Here is a 23,978-nt window from a genome sequence, read left to right on the forward strand (position 1 = left end):
TCAAAGGCATTTTTCCCCTTCATTTGGCACTTTTGCACGCGTCACTCGTTATCTTTTCCTGCCCCGTAACACTCATCCAGCAGCGCACTCTGATTCACTACGTAGGTTCCGGCCATCATATCATGGAGCGCCCGGTTACGCATGCTAAATACAATAAACAGACAGTCAATGATAATGATCAGAGCCAGGAATCCGGTCAGGTCGCTGGCGAGCGGCGCCCAATTGGCATAAGCTTCTGGCAGCCTGGAAAGCGTCCCGTCCCCGGCGGTAACAATGACGGCCAGCAGCGTGTTGACCAGCAGAAAACTGTACCGGATAACGGCCTGCTTCAAGCTGGGACGTCCCCCATGCATATTCACAATCCGCGTCTTCATAAGCAGCCTGCCCGGTGTTCCGCCGTATTTTGCGACCAGTACGATATGAAACAGCGAGATCAGGGCCCACTCTATCCACAGCGGAATTCCTGACTGATACCGCTCAGCTGCCGAAACGGCCCATCTGTTGATGAAATAGATAGGAAGTGCCAGAATCAGAAAATCCAAAATACTGATCAGGACTCTTCTCCAAAAACCTACGTAGTCGCTCTCCGCCAAACGTTCCGTTATATCCTGCTCCATAAAGCCCCTCCTTGCTGTCAAATGGTTCAAAACGGGGATTTCCAGTCACGCCCTTCCGCTACTTGGAGCCGATAATCTCTTTAGCCACCTGTTTTGCTTCCTCCAGCGTGCGTGCCGGGCCGGCAATATTGCCTTCCTGCTCTTTGAAGCCATACCGCTCGTTTACATCATTCAGCGTGACCCAAATCTTATCCAGCTCAAGTGATGCGGTTACCAGTCCTGTCGTCTGTATCCCGCTATCCCCGGTTAACTCAGAGATAACGCCCAGATAATGGCCGCCGCTCTCTCTAAGAGTAACATCATAACGAAGATCTCCGTCCGCCCTCAGCGTCCCGGTCATTTTACGTTCACCTGGAAATGCCCTGTAAATTTCCCCTTTGAACCCGAGCATTGTACTTTTGGCCTCTCCGGTGTCCGCTGAATAAATAATACTGCTGAATTCCCGTTCAAAAGACTGCGGACGCTGCCACACATATACAAGTGTAAGAACGGCCAGGATTACCATAATTGCTGCTGCACGACGTTTCTTATTCATTGTTCCTCCTGCTGTCTGGGCTTCTTGTGAGTGTTTCCCCAATCCTTTTTTGCGCGATTCCCTTTTATTTACTTCTCTGTACATGTCAGATTTCCTTTATCTTGCTCTGAATCGCCTGCTGTACGGCCAAAATCTCCTCCAGCAGCTCACGGTCCTCTGCCTCCGTTCCTGCAGCTTCTCTGCTCATAAGCCCGGCCAGCCGGAGCTGCAGCAGCTGCATTTCACCCTCACGGGCCTGCTCCTCCGGAGTCAGCACCCTGCTGCGTTCCTTAGCATAATATTCTTCAAATGTACCGGAAAAGAACTGTGGTCTCTGCCCGCGGCCCAACAGCAGCAGGCGGTTAGCGACCCTGGTATGCAGATAACGGTCATGCGAGACGATAACCAGACCGCCGGGATAGGCGGCAAGCGCTTCTTCCACCCGCTCCCGGGTGTCGATATCCAGATAATTGGTCGGTTCGTCGAGCACCAGCAGATTGGCCTTGCCGAAATACAGCCGGAGAAAAGCGACCCGGCATTTCTCGCCCAGGCTGAGATCGCCGATTCGTTTAAATACATCCTCCCGCGGGAACAGGAAGCAGCCGAGGATCGTCCGCGCCTCCGTCTGCGTCATGCCCGGCAGCTCCAGCAGGCTGTCCAGGATGGTCAGCTCGGGATTCAGATGCTCCAGCTCCTGGGCGAAATAGGCAATCTTCGTGCGGGGATGCAGCCGCAGCCTGCCGCCTGTAGGCTGTGCGGCACCCGCAATCAGCTTCAGCAGCGAGGATTTGCCCGCACCGTTCGGACCAAGTACGGACAGCCGGTCCCCCCGGCGCAAAGTAAGACTAAAATGCTCCAGCAGCTGCGGACCGCCATCATAAGCAAGGCTAATGTCATCCAGCGTCACCAGCGCGTCCCCCTGAAAATCCTCGCCTTCCAGCTTCATATTCAGCTTCGGCGCTGCCTTCGGAAGCTCTACCCGGTTCTTCTCCAGCCGCTGCAGGCTGGCTTCCTTGGCATGAAGACGCGAGACGTTCTTCTTCGACTTGGACCGCAGAAAATCATTCTGCCCGGCGGCAGTATGCGCCTGCTGGAACCAGAGGGCATAGCGTCGGATGCTTTCGAGCAGCTTTTCCTTTTCCAGCTCCTGCTTTTTGTGCTGGCTCTCCAGCGTTTTGAGCTCCAGCTCCTTCTGTTCCCTGTACTGCGTATAAGCTCCGGGATACCGGCGGCAGCCTGTCGGGCTCAGCTCCAGCACACTTGTTGCGGTCCGGTCGATAAAAGCGCGGTCATGCGACACATATAGCACCGTGCCGGGATAAGTCCGCACCCACTCCTCCAGCCAGATCATCGTCTTCTCGTCAAGATGGTTGGTTGGCTCATCCAGAACCAGCAGCCTGGGCTGCCGGGCGAGCAGCGCGGCCAGCTGTACGCGTGTCTTCTGGCCTCCGCTCAGCTGGCGGTAAGGCTGACTCCACAGTGACGGCTCCAGCTTCAGATGCCGGAGGCATTTCTCCGCCTTCGCTTCCCAGCCGTATCCGTCCAGCAGCAGGTAGCGGTCATAAGCTTCACCGTATTCAGCCACGGCCGCCTCATCTGTCCCCCCTGTCTCTTCCAGTCTGTCTGCGAGCAGCTCCATTCTGCCTTTAAGTCCCGCCAGCTGCTCCGATGCAGCCAGCACAAATTCAATCACGCTGACACCTAAATCCGTCTCCAGCTGCTGATCCAGCACGCCCCATTCCTCGCGCTCCAGTCCGTAATAGACGCTGCCCTCTTCAAAAGCTAGCCTGCCCTGCAGGCCCTGCAGCAGTGTTGTTTTGCCCGTACCGTTGCGGCCGAACAACAGGACACGCTCGCCTTCTGCGATTTCAAACGATACCCCTTCAAATAAGGGGGTGCCGTCCCATTCTTTTTTTAAATCCTTCGCTTTCAATATAGTCATTGCAGTCATATAAATTCCTCCGCTTCCTTATTAGCTTCAAGGCTGGCTGCCTCATCCGTTACAGAAACAGCAGCAAAAAACCGCAGCCAGCAGGCTGCGGTACAGGAAACGTATGAAGGGAGCAGCGGACAGAAAAGAAGCGGCAGAACAGACATACTCCTGTAAATAACTCAAGGCGCATCGTCAATCTTTTGCCAGCCAAATTTCTGTATCGCATGAGTCCCGGCAGACACACGTATCCCTGACCGTACACCCTAAGCAGGTGTCCCGTGGCATGTGCTTATGCACATCACAAGTAATCTGGTCATTTTTCAGGAAACGTGTTAGTTATTCATCAGCCGGTGTCCTCCGTATTGTCCGAAATCAGTAATACCTATAATATAAACAATCTGGACGGCAATGATAAGGCCAAGAACGATTTTAATTGTTTTTTGCCCGGCGGGGTGTCTGGATTATTGGTATTTATTAACTATCTCAAGCAGATAATTCCGGAATGCTTCAACATAGGATTCAGGCTCTACAATGTGCAGTTTTGTTCCGAATCCTGCCAGAAATTCAAATCCAATATTATTATATGGAACCCAAATGGTTGCCATGAAAAGCTCAGCGCTATAGTACTCGATACTCTTTTGCCCGTATCTTTCAATGAATTGATCCTTTATGCCCGGCGAAATCAACGCCTTGACTGCGACCAGCTCCGGCTGATAGCCTGCCTCCTGCTCTTGTTCCGTCAAATCATCTCTGGGAATATACGTTTGTTCATTCATATGAATATTATTGATCCGGGATAATTTAAATTTTCTATATCCCATACGCTGTAAGCAGAATCCTTTGAGATACCAGCTTGATTCGCTAAAATGCAGCTGATAGGGCTCAACGGTTCTTTTCGTTGCAACGCCATTTTTATCTGTATAATCAAATGAAACCAAACGTCTCTTTAATATGGCTTCCTGCACTGTCTTCAAGATTGGATGGAGCTCAGACCGCCCCTCCCAATTATAAAAAGAAAGCCGGATGGAATCTTTCCTGGGCAACGGGCTAACCATGGCTTCTATTTTTCGGATCGTCCTTTCAATTTCTTCACTCATTAGGATTTGTTCCAGTCCGCCGAGCGCAGTTAATATATTCTCTAAGTCCGAGCTGCTCAAAAGACGTTTATCGACCTTATATTCATTCATAATACCAAAGCCCCCATAAACTCCGTTGACTGAATAGATGGGGATGTTTGATAAACTCAAGGTTTCCATATCGCGAAGAATCGTTCGTTTGGAGACATTGAATAATTGCGCGAATTCTGTGCTGGAGACGACATCTTTTTTCAACAGGATCATAATAATCGAGATTAGTCGCTCAACCTTGTCCACCGGCTCACCTCTTTTTTTGGATTCAGTGTAGAACAGTGACAATAAGATGTCACCTATTATCTATTATACTTCCTTTATAACAAGAAGGAGGTTATGTTTTATGTCAGCTATTGCCTATCTGAACTTTGATGGAATTACTGAACAGGTGATTGATTTTTATTCGGAGGCTTTAAACGCGATTGAAGTAAAAAAAGCGAAGTTTGGGGATATCCCGCAAGATCCAAACTACCCGCTGCCGGAAAACGAGTTAAATATGATCATGGAATCTTCCATTGCATTCACTGGCGGAAAAATTATGCTGTCGGATATTCTGCCTTCAATGAAGGCGGTAACTGGTGAACTAGTGACAGGGAATAATATCCTGATTAGTCTGGTCATTGACGATAAGCAAAAGCTGGAGGAATACTTCAACCGTTTATCGCTAGGCGGAAATGTGATCATGCCGTTATCCCAAACTCCCTGGTCTTCCTGCTTTGGAATGCTCGTTGATAAATTCGGAGTTAACTGGAAATTTAATAGTGACGCAGATGCATTTCTTGATAACATAATGTCCAGTAAACAGTAACTGTAAAAAGACGGCTCCCGGATTAATCCCTGGACCCGTCTTTTTTTATTACTTCACACAGTGCATTGTGCTCCCGTAACTTTACTCTGCAGGCTAAGCCAGCTCTACACTCACTAAGCCGCGGATAAAGGTCTCCACATTCTTGGCCAAATAGGTAACCTTGCGGTTATTCGCCAGATCAACATAGACCACTTCCGGCTCTCCGTCATTGCCGGCAGGCCGGTAGTCGAGCATGACAACCCCTTGATCGGCCGACGGCGCATCGCAGATGACCACGCCGAATTCAGGATAGTTCCATTTATCTATGACAGCCAGGCTGCCCTGCTCACCGCAAAGGGAGTATTTCTTGGTTCGGCCGATGCCACGGATGCAGGAAATCTCAATGTGATCCTTGCCCGCTTCAGCAGCCTGATTGCCCAGCGGATATTTGGTATTACGGGGAATACCGCCGTTCTGCTGCTTCATCATGGCAATGTAGAAGGCCGGCAGCTTGAAGACCAGCTGTTCTTCCACCGATTCAATCAGCCCGTCCGTAAGCGGCTCAGATACATAGTCGTCCTGCTCTTCTGTGCCGTCCGCCCAGAAATTAGCGCCATCGAACTTCGGCAGGGGGCGCAAGCCGGTCGTTTTTTTGGCGGATGCCTCTGCTGCGGCTGCTTTGGCTGCTTTCTTAGCAGCTTTGCGCCGGCTCAGTGCCAGAAACTCCAGTGTATCCTCATCTTCAGGATCAAGACGGTCGGCCGTTTCAAATGCGCTGACGGCTTTATCAAACTGCTTCAAATAGTAATAGGAAAATCCGACACGGTAATGCCAGAGCGGATCTTCCTCGCCCTCTTCCTCAACAGACATCAACTGCTCCAGCGCCTCTTCGTAACGTTCAAGGTTAAGCAGCGCTCTGCCCAGATGGCTGACCAGTACATAATCCCGTTCCTCCCCGGGGACTTCCAGCACCGCATCCACAATTTCCTCAAATTCGTCTTCTTCGTGCCATAATTCCAGCTGTTCCACAAGCTGCTCGCTCATCGTTTCAGGCCTCCCTGTTTCATAACGCATATACTGGTGAAAATTATACCATTTCTGCGGGGCTCTTCTCCACCAAGGGCATCACAGGAGGGATACAGGCATAATTTGCACAGCTTGGCACCTTTATTTTGCAGCCAAATATAGTATGCTGGTTCTAAAAAAAGAATGAGAGGATGTCCGCAGTGCAGCAGAAGGATGTTGTAATCGGAATAGATGGCGGAGGGACACATACCCGGGTCATTGCCGCAGATATCCAAGGAAACATACTTGCCCACAGCATTAAAGGAAGCGCTTCAATTTACAGGGACTCTTCTGTTCAAGTGAATGTACAATCAGCTATAGAGGACGTAATGAACAAAGGAGGGATTGAGGCCGGCCGGGTTGCCGGACTCGCCGCCGGGATTGCCGGCTATGATGCGCCGGAGGATCTGGAGTGGATTACTCCACTTACCGCGGTTCCGGGCTTAGCCTGTCCCAAATGGCATATGAATGATGCCCTTATCGCCCATTACGGCGCTCATCTTGCCCGGCCCGGCATTATTGCCATTGCAGGCACCGGCTCGATTCTGATTGCAATCAATGAAGAAGGACGGTATCTGCGCAATTATGATTTTCATCATTACGCAGCCAGTGCTGCCCGGCTGCTTGGCTATGAGGCGGTTTTTGAGGTGCTGGCCGGTCATGCCGATGCCAGCGATGAACGGCTTGTTGCCAGAATGCTGGGGCATTGGAACACGGCTACTGTCACTGAGCTTTATCATTTGGCATCCGGCGGATTCGATGCAGACCGCAAGGCGAGGGACCGGTGCTTCGGCCGGTTCGCACCGGCAGTTACTGAAGAGGCAGCGCTCGGAAGCGCTGCCGCAATCCGGGTCTGCAGCCGGGCGGTTAAGCAAATAAAGACCGGCATTGAACTGCTGGGCGCCTCCTTCAAGCAGTATCATGTACCTGTTGCTTTTATCGGAAGTGTAGCGGGCAGCAGCTATTTTCAGGCAAAGCTGCGGGAGGAGCTGAAGAATGCATCGAACAGGCAATATACGGTTGTAACTCCGCAGCTTCCTCCGGCGGCGGGGGCAGTGCTCTATGCATTGGAGCAGACCGGACTGCCGGTTACAGCCGAGATCATTCGCCGTCTGCAGCCCAGCGGCCTGCTGCTCCGACAGGCGCAAGCGCTTGAACACGAAGCTCCGTCTGATCCAGCGCAATTATAAAGCTGATTGAACAACGCCGCTTCCTTTTTGGATAAGACGCGGCGTTTTTAATTAAACAATTATATATCAGATATTCTAAGTCCAGGTAGGGCTTGTGAGCACTGCTCTTACAGCTTCACTGTCCCCTCCTTGGCGTTCCATGTGAAGGTTAAACCGAACAGCGGAGTCAGGCTGCTGAGCGGAATATAGAGACGCCCGTTTACATTTTGGGAGGCCAGGATGTCTACCTCCTTGCCGTTCACTTTAGCCGTGCTGCTTAGCGGCTTATGAACTGCTGTGTAACTGCCTATTGTAATAATCAGCGAGCCGGTACCCGGCTCCTTCCTCAGACTCCCCCCAAGGAGTGCAACCGACTCCCGCAGAGGGATGTAGACCCGCGAATTCTCCAGTACAAAGGATTCCTTTACCTTAAGCCTCTCTCCATCCACGATAAAAGCACCTGCCAGCTTAGCCGGTCCGACGGAATATCCATGTTTGGCGGCAATACTTTTCAGATCGAGGCTGGAGGTTGTAATGATGACTGTTGTGTTCTTGGCCACCTTCGGAAATAACCAGTGGATATCGTCGTTATGCATCCGGATGCAGCCTGCGCTGACATATTTGCCGATCGAAGATTCATTGTTATTCCCGTGAATGGCATAGGTGGTACCATACGTACCGTTCACTTCGAGTCCCAGCCAGCGGTCGCCGAGCGGATTAGCCGGATCGCCGCCGGGAATATTCTCCTTATAATAAGGCCTGTTCTTGGCTTTTAGCACAATCCGGAACGTTCCCTCCGGGGTCAGATTCTTCGTTTTGCCTGTGGCGACCGGAAATACCTTTTCCAGCTTCCCGCCGCTAAAAAAGCCCAGAGTGTTTGTTTTTTTGTTGACGACGATCAGCTCCGAGGACACTGCCGAACCTGCAGCAGCTGATGCCAATCCGGGAAAACAGGCCGTAAACAGCAGTAAAAAAACCAGCGTCAGCTTAATGCCCGGCAGCCTTCTGCCTCTGTTAAATCGGGCGGTTTTTTGCCCTTTCATGTTGCCCCACCTCCACATTATGGGTTATTCTGGAAAACTCTTTATACTTAGACGGTATTGCCCCCGATAAGTTGCAGAGCAGCCTGTACCTATTTAATCCGGCTTGTCCGCCTAATCATGTTCTTGAATATTCAGTGCACCCTCCAGAGATAATAAGCCTGCATTACCAAACCGCAACAGCCAAGGAGGCAACGACTTTGAATTCAAATCTTTCCAGCCAGATCAACCAGTGTGAATCCATTATTCAGCAGCTTGTCGCCCAGACTCAGCAGGCCAGCCAGAACTACCAGCAGCTTCTCCAGCAGGAGCAGCAGAACGCGGCCAAACTGGAGGAACTGGCTCAGCGCGAGCACAAAGCAAGCCAGATGATCCAGCAGGCGCTGCAGGGTCACAGTACCGCTGTCCAGCAGCTGCAGCAGGTTACTCAAACCTTGAGACAACTGGAGCAGAGCTCCCAGACTCTCAGCTATAATACAAATCCGGGTTATAACACAAACCCAAGCTATAATACCGGGCTCCCACATTTTAATACCGGAGCTGCCAGCTACAATACAGGAGCCGGATATACTCCGTCCTACAGCTCGTCCTTTAATCAGCAGCCTATGCACATGCAGCATACTCAGGCTGATGCCTCAATGCATTCAATCCCGTCGCACATCAGCTCAGGAAGCACAATGAACCCATCCGGTTCGATCGACCGGATCGGAACCCTTGGCGCAATCGGCTCCATGGGCAGCCAGAACCAGAGCTACGGCTCGTCCATGAACCAGGGCCGCAGCTTCCAATAAGCACGTTGGAGTGCGGCAGGTATAAAAAAATGCTCCCGGCGTAATGTCCGGGAGCATTCTTTTGCGTGTTTACAGCTGTTGCCGGGGGAATCACCGGCCTCGGATGTCTCTGAGAGATCCGCAACGCCTGGGCCGGTGCTTCTTGCGCATAGTGGACTTGGAGTGGATGAAGCTAATCAAAGGGATTTTTCCCTCTATTCCGGCACTTTCAGCCTGCTGCAGGTGCCATTAATGGGATTTTTCCTCTTACGTCTGCTTTGAGGCCAATGTCCCGGGTGTCAGGGGAATTGCCTGTGACTAACCAAGCTGCCGCTCAGACCACCAGCCGCCCCCGTTTCTCCGCCATGCTGATTACCGCTTCAACGCCGGAGTTGAACTCCAGGAAGTCGCTCTCAACGCCATCGCTGAAAATGACGCCATCCTCCGGCATTTGTGAGGTGATCCGCAGCGGCTCATCCCTGCCGACCCGGCCAAACACCACGCCGGCTGAAGTGGTCCGGCTCGGAAAGGGCTCCCTAACCGTAAAATACAGGTTAGGGTCGTCCTAGGCCAGCCGGCTAGCCATGCCGGCTCCTGCTCCATCGGCTTGGCCCTGCCTGCCGGTGTCCTGGGACATTCCGGCCGCTGCGGCAACCCCATCGGCATTTGCTCCTGCAGCCTGCTCCCGTCCGGCGGCGCCAGAGAAATCCGCAGCTGCAGCAATACTGCCCGCTGCTTCCCGGGCGGCCAGCCCCAGTCCGGCGGCGCTGCGGGTAATGCCCGCCGCCCCGGCGAGTACGCTGCGCAGCCAGCCGGTAGAGCCCAGGCCGGTGGACACGATGATGCCGCTGGAGGATTGCTGCTCGGCGGTGCCGCCGTGCCGCAGCAGGTAGCGTGCCGAGACATGCGTCCTGCGGCCGATGAACAGGTCGTTCACGCCGTACAGGCTCTGGCCGTCGTTCAGCTCGGCCTTGGCCAATGTCACTTCACGCACCTGCCGGCGGCTGCGGAAGACCTCCGGCAGCAGCAGCCGTAGATCGTTGACGGTGAACGGCAGCAGTACGCCGTCCCAGCGCTGCGGATCGGGATTCACGCCGATCAGCGGCTGCTCCTGCAAATATTTCAGCGTATTGGCCACAAGACCGTCCTGTCCCAGAACGACTACCGTGTCCTCATCGCCAAAAATAAAATTCGGCACATGCTGCCGTTCCAGCACCTGCACCCGGCCCAGTGCACTCAGCTCGATAACCGCTGTCTCCACCGCCTTGCGGTACGTAAGATCCTCGCTTATATAATCACTGAAGTCTGCGCCCAGCCGCTCAATATAGAACTGGGCCTGCTGTACCGTGTTATAGCGGACGACCAGCTCCTCAAGCCGGGTCTTACGTTTGACAAGCACGATTTTATTCTCCGACATCCGTCCCCCGCTGCCCATCATCGTCCAACTCCTCTCTACTCATCTAACCGACGCGCACCAACTGTTATTACTACCTACACCTGCCCGTCACTCACCGTCCGCCCGCTCTGACTTCACTTGACATGCTACCTCCATCTTCCCGCTCATCCTCTACATCTGCCTTGCGGCTCACCGTCCGCCCGTGCCTCTGGCCGCACCTGCACCGCCTGGCGAGCCGGCCATAATTCCCTGCAGCAGATCAGGCGTAATGTTCAGCTGTCCGATCTTGCCGGCATTCTCCGCCAGCTCCTGGAAGGCGATGGCGATCAGCTTATCCGGCTTCATGCCGACATTGGTGAGCGCCTGCAGCACATTTGGCGATACGCCCTGCAGCGAATTCATCACGGCCGACAGCTCGTAGGCTTTGGCATCTGCCTCTGCCTTCTGATTCGCGACGGTCAGGCCAATCAGCTCCTGCTTCTTCTCTTCCAGCGCCGTATCGAAGCTGAGCTGCTCCTCCTTCATCTCGTTCTGCTTCTGCTTAACGAAGCGCTCGGAATCCAGCTGGGTCTGGCGGATTTGCTTCTTTTTCGTCTCCACAGCGATCTCGGTATTCAGCTCGTTTTCCTTCACCCGGCGTTCCTGCTCAATCGACGCATTGCGGCGCTCATAAAGTGCATTATCGGCACTGCGGAGAATTTCCTCCCGGGCCTGCGCCTCCAGAGCGCGGAGCGTTTCCTTGTTCGGCACAACCGCCAGAATGGACAGTCCCATCAGCTCAATGCCCAGCTTCTCAATTTCCGCGTTCCGCTCAATCTCCTGGGTAATCGTCTTGGCCAACCGTTCACTCGACTGGATCGCCTGGCGCAGCGGCAGCTGCTCCAGCTGTTTTTTGGTCAAAACCTTGGCGACGTTAATCACCCGCTGGGCCAGCTTGCCGGGATCATCGGACAGGTAGGTATTTTTTTTCAAATTATAGGTGTAGTTAAGGATCTGCGTTGTTTTGCTGTAGTCGACAATCCGGTAGGTCAGCTGCCCCTGTACCGTTACCGTCTGGTAATCAGCTGTGATCTCTTCGAACATGAACGGGACATCAATCGAGGAAACGGGGACCACAATGACCGAAGTCGTGGGCACATAATAGTAAAAAGAAAGCCCGACTCCCTCACGCACCACTTTGCCGTTCTTCACCTTAAGCACGTACTCGCTGGGCTGAAATTTCACAAATTTGAATCCGAACATAGTCATTACCTCCCGAATTAATGTTATTAACATTATGTTATTAACAATACTTTAACATACCCTTTTGATATTATCAATATGTTATTAACACTATTATCAAAATTAATTTATCCCTCCGCCAATACGTTCGCTACAAAAACATGACCAGCCACAACCTGCACACCGCATGGTCAGAATATACTTTTAAAAATAAAACAGATACATCTACCGCCTGTTCCGTCCTGTTTTGTACAAAACCAATTCCATCCCCCGCGTTTGTCCATTGAGCCGCAGAAGGCTTTATTTTATGATGGTACAAGCGAGAATGATTCTCAGTAAAAAGATCGTAATTCATCGGGGAGGTACTTTTATGTTAAAAAAAGCAAGACAACCCTTAGCCGTTCTATGCGTCATCTTCCTGATGAGCGCACTTCTGCTTGCCTGCGGAAACAACAACGCACAGACAGAAACCGGCAACGCCGCAGATACAGCAAGCAATACCGCCGCCAGTGCAGCACCATCTCCGGGGGCTTCCGCAGACGCCGGCACCGCAGCTGCAGCCGGGACACAGTCCTATACAGATTACATAGGCCATACAGTCGAGATTCCGGTAACTCCTGAGCGCATTATTTATTCAGGAGAAACCTACGGCGATCTGGTTGCGCTGGGCGTACAGGCCGTAGGCTACCCGCTGTCTATGGGGGACGGGCAGATTTTTGAGGAAAAGCTTGCGGGAGTAGAAGATGTCGGCTTCCCGATCAATCTGGAGAAAACGCTGGAGCTTCAGCCTGACCTGATCATCTATGCCGGAACGGATGAAGCAGACTTCGAAGCCTTATCCAAAATCGCGCCAACGGTTATTTTCAACACCTTTGCCCGGCTGGAGGAACGGATGACCGAGCTCGGCGTGCTGCTGGGCAAAAAGCAGGAGGCGGAGAGCTGGCTGGCTCAGTATAAAACCAGCGAAACCGCCATGTGGGAACAGCTCAAGGCGGCCGGCATGAAAGAAGGCGAGACTGCCTCCGTCTTCACTTACTATCCGGGTGACCGGCTGTTCGTAATGGCTGCTACCGGGCTGTCGCAGGTGCTCTACGCCGAAGTCGGCTTCAAGGCTCCGGCACCTATACAGACTCTGCTGGATGAAGGCACCGGCTTTCTGGAAATCTCCATGGAGGTAATCAGCCAGTATGCGGGCGACCGGATTTTTATCCTGACTCCTGTAGCTGATGAAGCCAAGCAATCCACCAATGCGATGTTACAGAGCGAGATCTGGAAGAGCCTCCCGGCCGTCAAAAACGGCTACGTCTACACCCAGGACATCATGAAAACCTCTGCCGATGCCTCGACCAGGGAGTGGCTGCTTACAGAGTTGCCGCGTCTGATGGGCGGAAAATAAACGAATCTTAATCAGGCCGGTCTGTTCCCGGCCTTTCGAATGCAAAAAGCTTATCAACATCCGTTGATAAGCTTCTTTGTTTTGGATACAATGAATTCATTTGATAACCATTCTCACTAACAAAAGGGAGGCCTGTCCATGCTGCCCTCATCTACGCTGCCCGCCCTGCTGCATTCGTTGCTATTTCAGCTTACAGATGCGATGCTGGCCGTCCAGCCGGCCATGTCCTGCACAGAGCCGCAGACAGCGCAGACCCATCTCCTGCTTATCTGTACCGGAGGCAGCGGCGGGCTTACGCTCCCGGGCGGAACTACTCCTCTGAGTGCAGACAGATGTTTTCTCCTCTCTCCCGGAACCACCTATACAGCAGCTAATCCGGAAACGACACTGTACTATTATCAGCTCTCCTTTAATATCTACCAGACTGACGGCAGGCCCGGGCTTTATACCCAGGAGCTGCTGCCGGGCAGACAAGAGCTGCTTGTTCATCCGTTCACCCGGGTCATCCGCCTTGCCGAAGAATTGACGGCATGCCCCGACAACCGCAGTGAAATCCAGCTGTACAGGCAGCAGCTGAAATTTCAGGAGCTGCTGCTCCTGCTGCTGGAGCATAACTATCCCGATGAGGCACCGAGTCCGGCCGAGTCGGTGGAAGGAACCATCCGGTATATGCAGGAGCACTATATGGACAGCATCACAGTCAAACAGCTGGCTGAGCAGGCTGGAGTATCGCTATGGCAGTACACACCGCTTTTTCAAAAGCTTACCGGCCAAAAGCCGCTCGAATATCTGACCGGTCTGCGCATCAGCCGCTCGCAGCAGCTGTTGCTGGAGTCGGCAGAGCCGCTGCGTGAAATCGCCCGGCTGACCGGCTTCTCAGACGAATATTATTTCAGCCGCCGCTTCCGGCAGATTACCGGGGTTACACCCGGCCAATATGCTATGACGCAGCGCGGGAAGGTCACCGTCCAGGATTGGACGGGCCATACCGTGGACATTCCGGAGCGGCCCAGACGGGTCATCTATCACGGCGAGACGATCGGTGACCTGCTGGCGCTCGGCGTGAAGCCGGTCGGCGGCGACGAGGAATTTGCCCGGAACAGCGTGTACAAGCACCGGCTGAAAAGTCTGGCCAACGTCGGATTCCCGCTGAATCCGCAGCTTACGGCCTCACTCCGTCCGGACCTGATCATCATCGCCAACTCCGATGAGAAGCTGTACAAGCGGGTCGCTGATATTGCCCCCGCCCTCACCTTCGATTCGTTCGCCCCGCTGGAGCAACGCATGCGGACGCTGGGCGGCTGGCTGGGCAAGCAGCGCGAAGCCGAAGCCTGGCTTGCCGGCTTCGCGGACAGGAACGCCGCCATGTGGCAGCGGCTGTACGGCAGCGGTGTGCTCTCGCCCGGCGAAACCGCCTCGGCGCTGATCTTCGACCATGGCAATCATCTGTATGCCATGGGACTGAGCGGGCTGTCCAGCGCGCTGTATGCTCCGGGCGGCCTCCGGCCGACCCCGGAGATTCAGAAGGCGCTTGACGCCGAGCTCGGCTTCGCCGAGGTCGATCCGCAGCGGCTGCATGCCTACGCGGGAGATCGAGTCTTCATGCTCGTTCCGGAGCGTGAAGACTCCCGCGCAGCGATGGATGTGCTGCTCGAAAGCCCGGCCTGGCGCAGCCTGCCGGCCGTGCAGCAGGGCCATGCCTATTTGCTGGACAGCAGCAAATGGAACTTCAGCGATGCGCTCACACGCGAGCGGCTGCTTACGCTGCTGCCGAAGGTGCTGGGCGGGCATGGAGCCGCCCAGTAAATACGTAAGCCCCCGTCACCTGGATGGCGGGGGCTTATTGCAGCTGCGCGAGGGTCCGACACAAACGGATTTTTACCGTCGGCTGGGCTGGGGGGCGGGGTATTCAAAGGCACTTTTTACTCTCATCGCCTCAAGTCAACTTTCGGCGATTTCAGAAGAGGCGTTTTTGCCTCTCATTTCTGCTAAGGGCCGACTTTTGGCACACTGTGTGGCCTTTTTGCCTAACTTCCGCCCGGCAGCACTTGCCTCCACCCTACGCACAGACGCCTCTCCACAGTCGTTTAACTATCTCGCCAGCTCCGAAGCGGCGTATTCAATTCTCAGCACAACAATCCCCTGCCCGCGGACAGCATCAGGCAGCTTCACCGTAAGCCCATTCACTTCGCGGCTCCACTCCAAGGAATCCTTCCAGCCGAGCAGCTCCACCTTGCCGATCTCGCCGGCCAGCAGCTTGCAGCCGCTGCCCAGGGTCCCGACGACAGCTGTTCCGTCTTCGGGCCAGCCCATGACGGAAGCGTACAGCAGCTTGTCACCTCTTGCTGTGAAGCGCACATCCTGCGCGGTGAACGGGCTGCGCTTCGTATCGTTGAAGGTGCCGCTGACGATTTGCGTCGGCCCCTCGCCGTACACCTTCCACGGCCGGGTGCCGTAAATGGCCTCACCGTTAACGGCCAGCCAGTCGCCCACTTCGCGCAGCAGCGCCTGCTCCTCCTCCGGAATCGTGCCGTCCGCGCGGGGGCCGACATTGAGCAGCATGACGCCGTTTTTGCTGACGATATCGACCAGGTCGCCAAGGATGGCCCCAGACGTTTTGTACTTATGATCGGCGATATGGCACCAGGCCGTCTCCCCGACCGAGGTGCAGGTCTGCCATACCTCCGGATTAATGTCGGCCAGCTGGCCGCGCTCCATATCATAGACCGCAGTCCCTTCGGCAAAAGCATCAAATTTATAGTTAATGACCGCTCCCTGCCCCCATTCTGCAGCCTTATTGTAATAGTAGGCAGCAAGCTTTTGCAGATAGGGCTTAAAGACAGGCTGCTCAATCCACCAGTCAAAGTAGAGCAGTTGAGGGCCGTAGCGGTCAATCAGATCACAGGTGCGCACCAGCCAGTCGTCGAGAAACTCCTCATTCGGCGGCAGGATCGGCAGCGGATAAGCCGGATTGCCGTAGGTAGGCTGCGCCGGGCCGTAAAGCTCCGCATATGCCGGGTCCTGCACATCGGACGGAATATCCCGGCCGCCGTTGTAGTACCACCAGTTCTCCGCCCGGTGGCTGGATACGCCAAAGGTCATATAATGCCGGCGTACCGCCGCCGCAAGTTCTCCGATGATATCGCGTTTCGGGCCCATTTTGGCAGCGGTCCACCCGGAGTATGGGCAGTCATACATCGCGAAGCCGTCATGATGCTCAGCCACCGGAACAACAAACGCGGCACCTGCCCGCTTGAACAAGGCTGCCCATTCCTCGGCATTGAATTTCTCCGCTGTGAACTGCGGAATGAAATCCTTATAGCCAAAAGTATCAGGTGAACCGTATGTGGCAAGGTGATGCTCATACACCTCGGTCCCTTCCCTGTACATATTGCGGGCATACCATTCCGTCCCGAAAGCCGGCACGGAATACACCCCCCAGTGTATGAAAATGCCGAACTTGGCATCCTCATACCAGCGCGGAACCGAATAGGCGTCCAGGGAGGACCAGTCTGCGTGAAAAGGGCCGGCCTCAACGGCGGCGTTAATCTCCAGCTTTTTGGCTTTGCGCAGTTCGTGCAGCGTTGACTTCGACAAGCGGCTCACCTCTTCCATGTATTCAAAATCTCCCGGACAGCCTCAAGCCGCCCGGGATCCACCGCTCTAAGCGGGTTCCCGTCCACTCTTACTGCAGATCCGAAATGCACGCTTCTTACTGCCGTTTTTTCCAGAAAATCTTTAAGTCCCTCCGCGGTCAGCCCGCTTCCGGCCAGAATCGAGGGCTGTTGCTGGATGTACGACAGCCGCTGGAGGACAGCAATCCGCTCCGCCCCCTCCGGAGCAGTAGCCTTGCCGCCGGAGGTCAGCACATCCGTAATCTGCTTATAGCGGCACAACACATTCAGCGCCGTCAACTGATCGGGGATTTCATCAAACGCCCGGTGAAACGTCACATCTATTCCGTCTGCGGCTTCAAGCAGCCGCTCAAGCAGCTCCACATCCACCGATCGGTCTGCCCGGAGCACCCCAGTGACCAGCGAAAGGCCGCCTGCAGTCCGGATATGGCGGATGTCCCGCAGCATCACGGCAACGTCCTCCGCGTCATAGCAAAAGGAACGCGCATGCGGCCGCACCATCACCCGGACAGGGATAGAGACCGCCTCCCGCACAGCTTCAATCAGCCCAAGGCTCGGTGTCAGGCCACCCTCAAGAATCCCTGTAATCAGCTCAATCCGGTCAGCACCGTGGCGTTCGGCGGTAACCGCATCCTTCACCGTTGTAGCAATAACCTCTAACAGCATGTTAAGTTCGCTCCTTATTCAGAGGCAGTCCGGCGGACCGGTCAGGTATGTCCATTCTCTCTCCTTACCTGTTCTATCCGGCTGGCGGCAACATCCCCGTTTTCCTTCCATACTACACCCGGTGTAGCCTCCCGGTCATTGTCATTCGCAGACCCGCCTGTTATCCGCCACATTCCATCTCCCTTTCCTCTTCCGCCAAAATTAGTTCTTCAACTCCGGCTATTCGCTGTTCAGGCATGCCCTAGCCCTGCTCCCTGTCCATGATCAGCCTGGCCGCCCCGAGCATCCCGGCCTCATTGCCAAGCTTGGCCGGCAGCACCTTGATGGACAGCGGAGATAACGCAGCCAGCCTTCTCTGCCAGGCCTCCCACCAGACGGAGTGGGACTCAGCCACCCCGCCGCCGATTATAACGGCGGCAGGATCAAGATACGACTGGATGTTATGCACAGCATAGCTGAGATCATCCAGATACGCCTCTACCGCGCCCGCCGCCAGCGAATGCCCGGCCGCAAAAGCTTCCAGCAGCCGCCGCCCGTCCCAGCCGGCAAAGGCCTCCGCCGCCCGGCGGCTCAGCGCCGAGCCGGACAGATACTGCTCGGCGCAGCCGCGCTGCCCGCAGTTGCAGGGCAGCCCGCCCGGGTAGAGTACGGCGTGGCCGAACTCCCCGGCGGCCCCCTGGCTGCCGGACACCGGCGCGCCGCGGTGCAGGAACGCTCCGCCGACGCCGGTGCCCAGCGTCAGCATCGCGAAGCTGCAGAGCCCGGCGGCTGCGCCGAGCCAGCCCTCGCCGGCAGCCGCGGCGTTGGCATCGTTCTCCACCGCGGCCGGCAGGGCAAATTCGGCTGTCAGCGCCTCAGCCAGCCGCATGCCGGTCCAGCCCGGCAGATTGTCCGTCGCATAGCGGACAATCCCTTCCGCGGCGTCGATCCGCCCGGCGCTGCCGACGCCGATGCCCCCCACCTCCGCGCCTTCGCTAAGCAAGGCGCGGATCACGTCCTTCAGCGCGCGCAGAATGCCTGCCGCGCCTTCAGTGACCGGAGTTGCCGCCTTGCTGCGGGCGGCAATGACGCCCCGGGCATCAATCAGCGCAGCCTTGATGCCCGTGCCCCCGAGGTCGGCGCCGATGTAATACCGGCTCACGGCTCGCCTCCGGCAGGCAAAGCGCCGCGCATCGCCTCCACATACCGCCCCGCGATCCACTGCGGGCGGGTAATGGCCGAGCCGACCACGACGAAGGCCGCCCCAAGGCGCAGTGCCTCCGCCGCCTGCTCCGGCCGGCTGATTCCGCCTTCGGCCACAACCGGAACCGGCAGCGAAGCGGCCAGCTTTTCCAGCAATGCCAGGTTAGGAAGCTCTGTGCCTGCAGTTTCTGCGGTATAGCCGCTGAGCGTGGTTGATACATAATCGGCTCCCCATTCCGCCGCCTGCACCCCCTCCTCAAATGTTGCAATATCGGCCATTACGGCCACTCCGGCCTGCTTAAGTCCGGCAATCGTCTCCTGCAGGGACCGGCCGTCCGGCCGCGGCCGGCCGGTCCCGTCGATCGCTACAATATCCGCACCGGCCGCATGGATGTCCAGCGCATCCTCCAGCGTCGGAGTGATGTAGACCTCGCAGCCTTCGGTCTGCTGTTTGACCAGCCCGATTACCGGCAGTCCCGTCTCCGCCTTAACCGCTTTAATGTCAGCAGCACCGCCTGCGCGGATTCCCGCCGCTCCTGCTTCCTTCGCCGCCCTGGCCATTGCAGCCATATGATGGCTGCCGTGAAGCGGCTCATGCTCCAGTGCCTGGCAGGAAACGACCAGTCCGTGCAGGGGAATCTGCCCCCTTTTCCCAGCGTCCATTAAGCCCACCCCCTTAGCCATTTAATTCGGTTGTAAAGGAAGAAATTAGTTGGAAAAAAGCAGCCTAAATTCACTCCATATGCGCCCGAACAGAATTTAATTGGAAAAACGTCACCTAAATCCGCAGTTTTAATGCAATACGCGTACTAAGCTCAAGATTAGATAGCTTTTTTCCACCTAATTCCTGAAAACCACGAAAAACAGCAGAATTAAGGTACAAAAATCCACCTAAATCCAATCCCGGTATACCCGGATAATCCGAACGCCTCAACCTGCTCCGCCCTGCTATCCCTTAACCGCCCCGCCGACCAGACTTTTAATAATGAACCGCTGCACGAACAGGTACAGAATAATGATCGGCAGCGCCACCAGCGCGGCACCGGCGAACATCTGCGGCCAGTTGGTGTTGTATTGGCTTTTGAAGGCCATCAGACCGACAGGCAGCGTGCGCATCTCCGGCGAGGACAGGTAGACCAGCGGATTGAAGAAGTCATTCCACGAGTTAATCGCTACTACAATCACACAGGTAGCCGTAATCGGCAGCGTCAGCGGAAAAATAATCTGCACAAACGTCCGCCACGGCCCGCAGCCGTCCACCAGCGCCGCCTCTTCAATCTCGGAGGGAACGGTTTTGAAGAAATTCACATACAGGAAGATCGGCAGAGCCAGCCCCGAAGCAATCTGGATCAGGGACAGCCCGATACGCGTATTAAGCAGGTTCACCTGGCGCAGCACCAGAAATGCCGGAATCGTACCGGAGAAAGCCGGCAGAATGAGCCCCATCAGGAAAAAGGTCGACATGGCATCCGATTTGTAGCGTTTGCCGTGGTGCAGGCCGTAAGCGGCCAGTACCGAAACGCAGATTGCGGCGGCAGTGGTCATAACCAATACGAGAATACTGTTGCCGAAGTAAGGCAGCAGATTGCCGGTCTTGAACGCCTCCGAATAATTGCTCCACTGCGGGTCCTTGGGCAGACTCAGCGGATTCACCGTCGATGGGGTCTGAAGCGAAACGGAGACCAGCACAGCCATCGGCACCAGCACGATAATCAGGGCGATAGTGAGTACGGTATAAATTGAGGTTTTCTGCAGGGTTGTTGTCAATTCGCCACCTCCATTCGGCTGAGCAGTTTAATCTGTACATAGGTCACAGCCAGAATCATCACGGACAGAATCATCGCCATCGCGGTGCCGTAGCCCATTTGCGAGGTTTTGAAGGCATACTGGTAGATCATGATGCCGAAGGTCTGGGTCGAGTTGGCCGGTCCGCCCTGGGTCATGATGAACACATGCTCGAACATTTTCATGCACCCGATGACCGACAGCACGGTGTTGACAATAATAGAAGGAATCAGCAGCGGCAGGGTGACCCGCCAGAATTTATTCCATGGCCCGGCACCGTCAATGCTCGCAGCCTCATAGATTTCACCGGATACAGACTGCAGGCCGGCCAGATAGATCATCATCGAGTAGCCTGTGTACTGCCAGACCATAACAAGGGCAATCGCGTAAATCGCCAGGGAAGGGTCACCCAGCCAGTCCAGAGCGGCCAGTCCGTGTAAACCGATCGCGTCATAAAACTTCGGCAGAAACCCGACCATCGGCGCATACATGTAGCTCCACACATACCCGATGACGACAGTGTTCAGGATCACCGGGAAGAAAATAACCGCCCGCATCCAGACAATCCCTTTGAGCTTCTGATCAAGCAGCACAGCCAACAGAATGGAGGCGCTGTGCTGCAGCACGATTACGACAACCGAGAGAATGAGCATATTTTTCAGCGCGGTCAGCAGCAGCGGATCACGGAAAGCCTCCCGGAAGTTCTCCAGCCCCACCCAATCCGCCTTGAACGAAAAGCCGTTCCAGTCCGTGAATCCGTAATACAGGCCGCTGAAGATCGGTCCGGCAAAAAACAGCAGATAGATCAGAAGCGCTGGTGCGATAAACATTATATAGTTGCGGAAATTCATAAATTTCATGCTGCGCCTCCGTTTCTTACCCCAAAATGGGTAAAAAAAAGAAAAGCCGGCGAAAGACAGAGCTGTCCTTGTTCTGATCCTTCGCCTATTCTTTTCTGTTCGTATGTTGATTTCAGTTGTTTAAAAGGGGCCTAGATATCTTTATCCTGTGCAGCCTGCATCTGCTCCAGCAGCTTGGCTGTATTCACATCCTGCTTCAGCAGAATCTGCTGGAAGATCGGGAACATAACCGGCTCGATCGATGAGGTCATGCTGGCGAATATCTGCGCTTCACTGGCATCCAACAGCGGCTGCAGCGATGCGGCAAGCGGGCTGTAGGTTTCGGAGGTGCCGCCCTTGACCGTTACGGCCTGCTTCGTTTCGCCGGACCAGATTTTGGCGATTTCCGGGTCTGCAACGAATTCCATGAACAGCTTGATTTCCTCCTGGTGCTTGCTCCAGGACACACCGACCAGCAGATTGTCAGATACCAGATTCGTTACAAGCGGCTGGTCGCCGCGGTTAACCGGAATCGGGAACGCGCCAAGCTCAAACGCGGAGAAGTCGGCATCAAAGTTCTCGCTGTAGCCCCATTCGCCCATCGGCCACATTGCCGCCTTGCCTTCTTTGAATACCTGGGCCACCTGGTCATAGCTTAGCCCGACGGAGTTCTCCAGCAGATAGCCTTTATCCGCCAGCTCCTTCATTCCGTCAAAATAAGTGCTGAACTCCGGATCGGTCCACTTCTTCTCCCCGCTGGCCAGCTGTGCGAAGACATCCGGGTTGTCGTGCTGGTACAGGCCGAACTGGGAGGTGGTGATGAACTGGGTGGCCCAGCCGTCCTTGCTGCCGATGACCATAGGTGCGGTGCCGCTGGCCTTAATCTCTTCGCTTACAGCAAGCAGTTCATCCCATGTCTTCGGAATCTCAAGGCCAAGCTCGCCGAACAGCGTTTTATTGTAGAACATTACGATTGGCTGGCTGTTATAGGGAACACCGTAGGTTTTACCGTCGACTGTGCCCAGCTTTACCGCTGCTTCCAGGTAATTATCCAGCCAGGGGCTGCCGGTAATATCCATCAGGACATCTTCTTTGGAGAACTCGGCCACCTGGTTAGGGAACAGCCAGAGCATATCCATATCCGACTTGGACACAATCCGGGTACGGATGATTTCGCGGAACTGGTCATAGACCTTGTCATGCTCTATCGTAATGTAAGGGTATTTCTCCTGGAATTTATCAACAACCGTCTGGCTGATCGGATTCCAGGTTGTCAGCTTAAGCACAACCGGCTCTTTCTCGGCATCGCCGCCTGCAGCATTTGTAGCTGTGCCCGCCGCTGAAGTGTTGCTGTCCGGTGCGGCATTGCTGCCGCAGCCGGCAAGAACGGCCAATAGACTGAGACTCCATAACGATGACCGCCAGAACCCTTTTTTTATACCCATATGTTAGCCTCCCTGACATAAAGTAAATTTCTTAAGCCCATATTACCGCTTATGCGTCAGGTTAAATACCGTGCCTAATTGCTGGTTTACAGCTAATTATTGCTCAGTTTGGCTTATTCATCGGAGCGATTAGCTTCAACCGGCTGAAAAATAGATGAAAATTGCTTTTTCACGCAAAGATTTGTTGTTCCACTGTTCATCAGCTATTGATTGCGGAATTCCAGCGGCGTCATCCCTGTGTCATCTTTGAACAATTTACTGAAATAATGCGGATTGGCATAGCCCAGCTTTTCCGCCACCTCATACACCTTGTCGTTGCTCTCACGCAGCAGCCTGCGGGCCAGCAGCATTTTTTTGGCCGTAACATACTCATTGAAATGCTGTCCGGTCTCCTTCAGAAACAGGCGGCTCAGGTGACTTACACTGATGTGGATATGCTCGGCCGTTCCGGCAAGCGTAAGGTCCTCCAGCAGATGCTCATCAATATAGGCCGTTGCCAGCCGGATCACTCCGCTATGCCGTCCGCCGGTTTCCGGTTCCTTCGCCGCTGCAGCCCGGTAGGCCCCCGGCAGCTCCCCGGCTGTCAGGTGAACACCGCTGTAGGTGTAAGCGAGCCGGATACCGAGCATTTTATCCAGCCCCTGGTCAAGCTGCTCCAGGTAACTCCGCATCGCTCTGCCATCCGCGTGCAGCGCATCCAGCGGCAGTATCCAGACCAGCTCCCTGTCTTCCACATTAAGCAGCTGGCCGCCCCATTCACGGGAGGTGTATTCTTCGAGGTAATAACGAAAGGACATGAAGCGGGCCGGACCGGCCGGTTCTGCTGCAGCGCTCCGGGCCATACGCAGCACCGCCAGCTGCCATCCTCTGCTGTAACGCTGCTCCAAACCCAGCTCCCGCCATTTCTCCGGCAGGTCTGCCGGCTGAGCCTCTGCTGTAAGCAGCCGGAGCAGCAGCTCTTCGCGGTCTTTGTCCGTATAGTCCCCGGACCGCTGCTCCTGATGCAGCTCCTTCAGTGTTGCAGCCGCTTTGTGCAGGGCAGCCGCGATCTCCTCCTGCGCCATCGTCGGCTTATGCAGATAATCCACGACTCCGATCCGCACGGCTTCTTTGACATAAGGAAAATCCTCGAAGCTGCTGAAAAAGATAATTTGCACCTTACCGTACTGCTCCTTAATCCGGCGTGCCAGCTCCAGTCCGTCCATGCCCGGCATGCGGATATCCGTCATAACAATATGAATATCCTCTTCCGCAAGCACCTGAAGTGCTTCAAGACCGTTGGAAGCCTCCGCCTTCCAGGCAATCCCCAGTTCATCCCAGTTCAGCATGTATCTTAGGCCCAGACGGACAATGGTTTCGTCCTCCACCACCAGCAAGTTCCACATCAT

At 54.9% G+C, this 23,978-nt stretch carries 21 protein-coding genes and 1 pseudogene; 4 read left to right on the plus strand and 18 right to left on the minus strand.

Translation table 11 applies throughout. The annotated features are described in order from the left end of the window. Positions 1-41 precede the first annotated feature (41 nt). From BLR64_RS15475 to BLR64_RS15490, 4 genes are all read right to left on the minus strand, one after another. A complete protein-coding gene (locus tag BLR64_RS15475; RefSeq protein ID WP_090715468.1) occupies positions 42-617 on the minus strand; it encodes an RDD family protein in 576 nt (191 codons plus the stop codon). A gap of 58 nt (positions 618-675) precedes the next feature. Then, positions 676-1,152, minus strand: a complete 477-nt coding sequence (locus tag BLR64_RS15480) for a hypothetical protein (RefSeq protein WP_090715469.1) — start codon at positions 1,150-1,152, stop codon at positions 676-678. 85 nt (positions 1,153-1,237) lie between these two features. Beyond that, complete coding sequence (gene abc-f, locus BLR64_RS15485; RefSeq protein ID WP_244157720.1) at positions 1,238-3,082, minus strand: ribosomal protection-like ABC-F family protein; 1,845 nt, start codon at positions 3,080-3,082, stop codon at positions 1,238-1,240. A gap of 443 nt (positions 3,083-3,525) precedes the next feature. After that, positions 3,526-4,437, minus strand: coding sequence for a helix-turn-helix transcriptional regulator (locus tag BLR64_RS15490; protein WP_090715471.1), 912 nt, complete (start codon positions 4,435-4,437; stop codon positions 3,526-3,528). Between the two features lie 100 nt (positions 4,438-4,537). On the opposite strand from BLR64_RS15490, the gene BLR64_RS15495 reads away from it, so the two are divergent. Then, entirely contained in the window at positions 4,538-5,002 is a 465-nt protein-coding gene (locus BLR64_RS15495; RefSeq protein ID WP_090715473.1) for a VOC family protein, read from the plus strand. 93 nt (positions 5,003-5,095) lie between these two features. Here the strand turns inward: BLR64_RS15495 and BLR64_RS15500 are convergent, their stop codons facing one another. Next, positions 5,096-6,025, minus strand: coding sequence for an SMI1/KNR4 family protein (locus tag BLR64_RS15500; protein ID WP_090715475.1), 930 nt, complete (start codon positions 6,023-6,025; stop codon positions 5,096-5,098). A 182-nt stretch (positions 6,026-6,207) separates the two neighbouring features. Between BLR64_RS15500 and BLR64_RS15505 the strand changes: the two genes are divergently transcribed. Further along, positions 6,208-7,236, plus strand: a complete 1,029-nt coding sequence (locus tag BLR64_RS15505; protein WP_167360692.1) for an N-acetylglucosamine kinase — start codon at positions 6,208-6,210, stop codon at positions 7,234-7,236. Between the two features lie 107 nt (positions 7,237-7,343). Here BLR64_RS15505 and BLR64_RS31015 read toward each other — a convergent pair whose 3' ends face one another. The 4 genes and pseudogenes from BLR64_RS31015 to BLR64_RS15525 form a co-directional block, all read right to left on the minus strand. Next, positions 7,344-8,258, minus strand: a complete 915-nt coding sequence (locus BLR64_RS31015; RefSeq protein ID WP_090715478.1) for a L,D-transpeptidase family protein — start codon at positions 8,256-8,258, stop codon at positions 7,344-7,346. 203 nt (positions 8,259-8,461) lie between these two features. After that, positions 8,462-8,698, minus strand: coding sequence for a hypothetical protein (locus tag BLR64_RS30820; RefSeq protein ID WP_244157721.1), 237 nt, complete (start codon positions 8,696-8,698; stop codon positions 8,462-8,464). A 661-nt stretch (positions 8,699-9,359) separates the two neighbouring features. Next, positions 9,360-10,460: pseudogene (locus tag BLR64_RS15520) on the minus strand (diacylglycerol kinase catalytic domain-containing protein). Positions 10,461-10,610: 150 nt separating this feature from the next. Next, positions 10,611-11,663 carry an SPFH domain-containing protein gene (locus tag BLR64_RS15525; protein ID WP_090715479.1) on the minus strand — a complete coding sequence of 351 codons (1,053 nt, stop codon included), beginning with the start codon at positions 11,661-11,663 and terminating at the stop codon, positions 10,611-10,613. 349 nt (positions 11,664-12,012) lie between these two features. On the opposite strand from BLR64_RS15525, the gene BLR64_RS15530 reads away from it, so the two are divergent. Together BLR64_RS15530 and BLR64_RS15535 are read left to right on the plus strand one after the other, a co-directional pair. Further along, positions 12,013-13,038, plus strand: coding sequence for an ABC transporter substrate-binding protein (locus BLR64_RS15530; protein ID WP_090715481.1), 1,026 nt, complete (start codon positions 12,013-12,015; stop codon positions 13,036-13,038). A 138-nt stretch (positions 13,039-13,176) separates the two neighbouring features. After that, complete coding sequence (locus BLR64_RS15535; RefSeq protein WP_090715483.1) at positions 13,177-14,844, plus strand: ABC transporter substrate-binding protein; 1,668 nt, start codon at positions 13,177-13,179, stop codon at positions 14,842-14,844. Positions 14,845-15,129: 285 nt separating this feature from the next. On the opposite strand, the gene BLR64_RS15540 is transcribed toward BLR64_RS15535, so the two are convergent. The 9 genes from BLR64_RS15540 to BLR64_RS15575 all read right to left on the minus strand — a co-directional run bounded on the left by BLR64_RS15540 (position 15,130) and on the right by BLR64_RS15575 (position 23,978). Further along, entirely contained in the window at positions 15,130-16,653 is a 1,524-nt protein-coding gene (locus tag BLR64_RS15540; RefSeq protein ID WP_090715484.1) for an alpha-L-fucosidase, read from the minus strand. After that, positions 16,641-17,339: a copper homeostasis protein CutC gene (locus tag BLR64_RS15545; RefSeq protein ID WP_090715486.1), complete on the minus strand. Its 699-nt coding sequence runs from the start codon at positions 17,337-17,339 to the stop codon at positions 16,641-16,643. Before BLR64_RS15545 ends, BLR64_RS15540 begins: the two co-directional genes overlap by 13 nt. Positions 17,340-17,380: 41 nt before the next feature. Continuing rightward, entirely contained in the window at positions 17,381-17,512 is a 132-nt protein-coding gene (locus tag BLR64_RS31020) for a hypothetical protein (protein ID WP_279615468.1), read from the minus strand. A 68-nt stretch (positions 17,513-17,580) separates the two neighbouring features. Next, the gene (locus tag BLR64_RS15550; protein WP_341833384.1) at positions 17,581-18,540 is read right to left on the minus strand and encodes an ROK family protein; all 960 of its coding nucleotides are present in this window, start codon (positions 18,538-18,540) and stop codon (positions 17,581-17,583) included. Then, positions 18,477-19,184, minus strand: a complete 708-nt coding sequence (locus BLR64_RS15555) for an N-acetylmannosamine-6-phosphate 2-epimerase (RefSeq protein ID WP_090715490.1) — start codon at positions 19,182-19,184, stop codon at positions 18,477-18,479. Before BLR64_RS15555 ends, BLR64_RS15550 begins: the two co-directional genes overlap by 64 nt. 285 nt (positions 19,185-19,469) lie before the next feature. Then, complete coding sequence (locus BLR64_RS15560; RefSeq protein WP_090715491.1) at positions 19,470-20,288, minus strand: carbohydrate ABC transporter permease; 819 nt, start codon at positions 20,286-20,288, stop codon at positions 19,470-19,472. Next, positions 20,285-21,166, minus strand: a complete 882-nt coding sequence (locus tag BLR64_RS15565; protein ID WP_090715493.1) for a carbohydrate ABC transporter permease — start codon at positions 21,164-21,166, stop codon at positions 20,285-20,287. Before BLR64_RS15565 ends, BLR64_RS15560 begins: the two co-directional genes overlap by 4 nt. Before the next feature lie 131 nt (positions 21,167-21,297). Beyond that, a complete protein-coding gene (locus BLR64_RS15570) occupies positions 21,298-22,590 on the minus strand; it encodes an ABC transporter substrate-binding protein (RefSeq protein ID WP_090715494.1) in 1,293 nt (430 codons plus the stop codon). A 203-nt stretch (positions 22,591-22,793) separates the two neighbouring features. Beyond that, positions 22,794-23,978, minus strand: a complete 1,185-nt coding sequence (locus BLR64_RS15575; RefSeq protein ID WP_244157722.1) for a response regulator — start codon at positions 23,976-23,978, stop codon at positions 22,794-22,796.

It is taken from the genome of Paenibacillus typhae, assembly GCF_900099765.1.
Taxonomy (GTDB): Bacteria; Bacillota; Bacilli; order Paenibacillales; family Paenibacillaceae; genus Paenibacillus_AQ; species Paenibacillus_AQ typhae.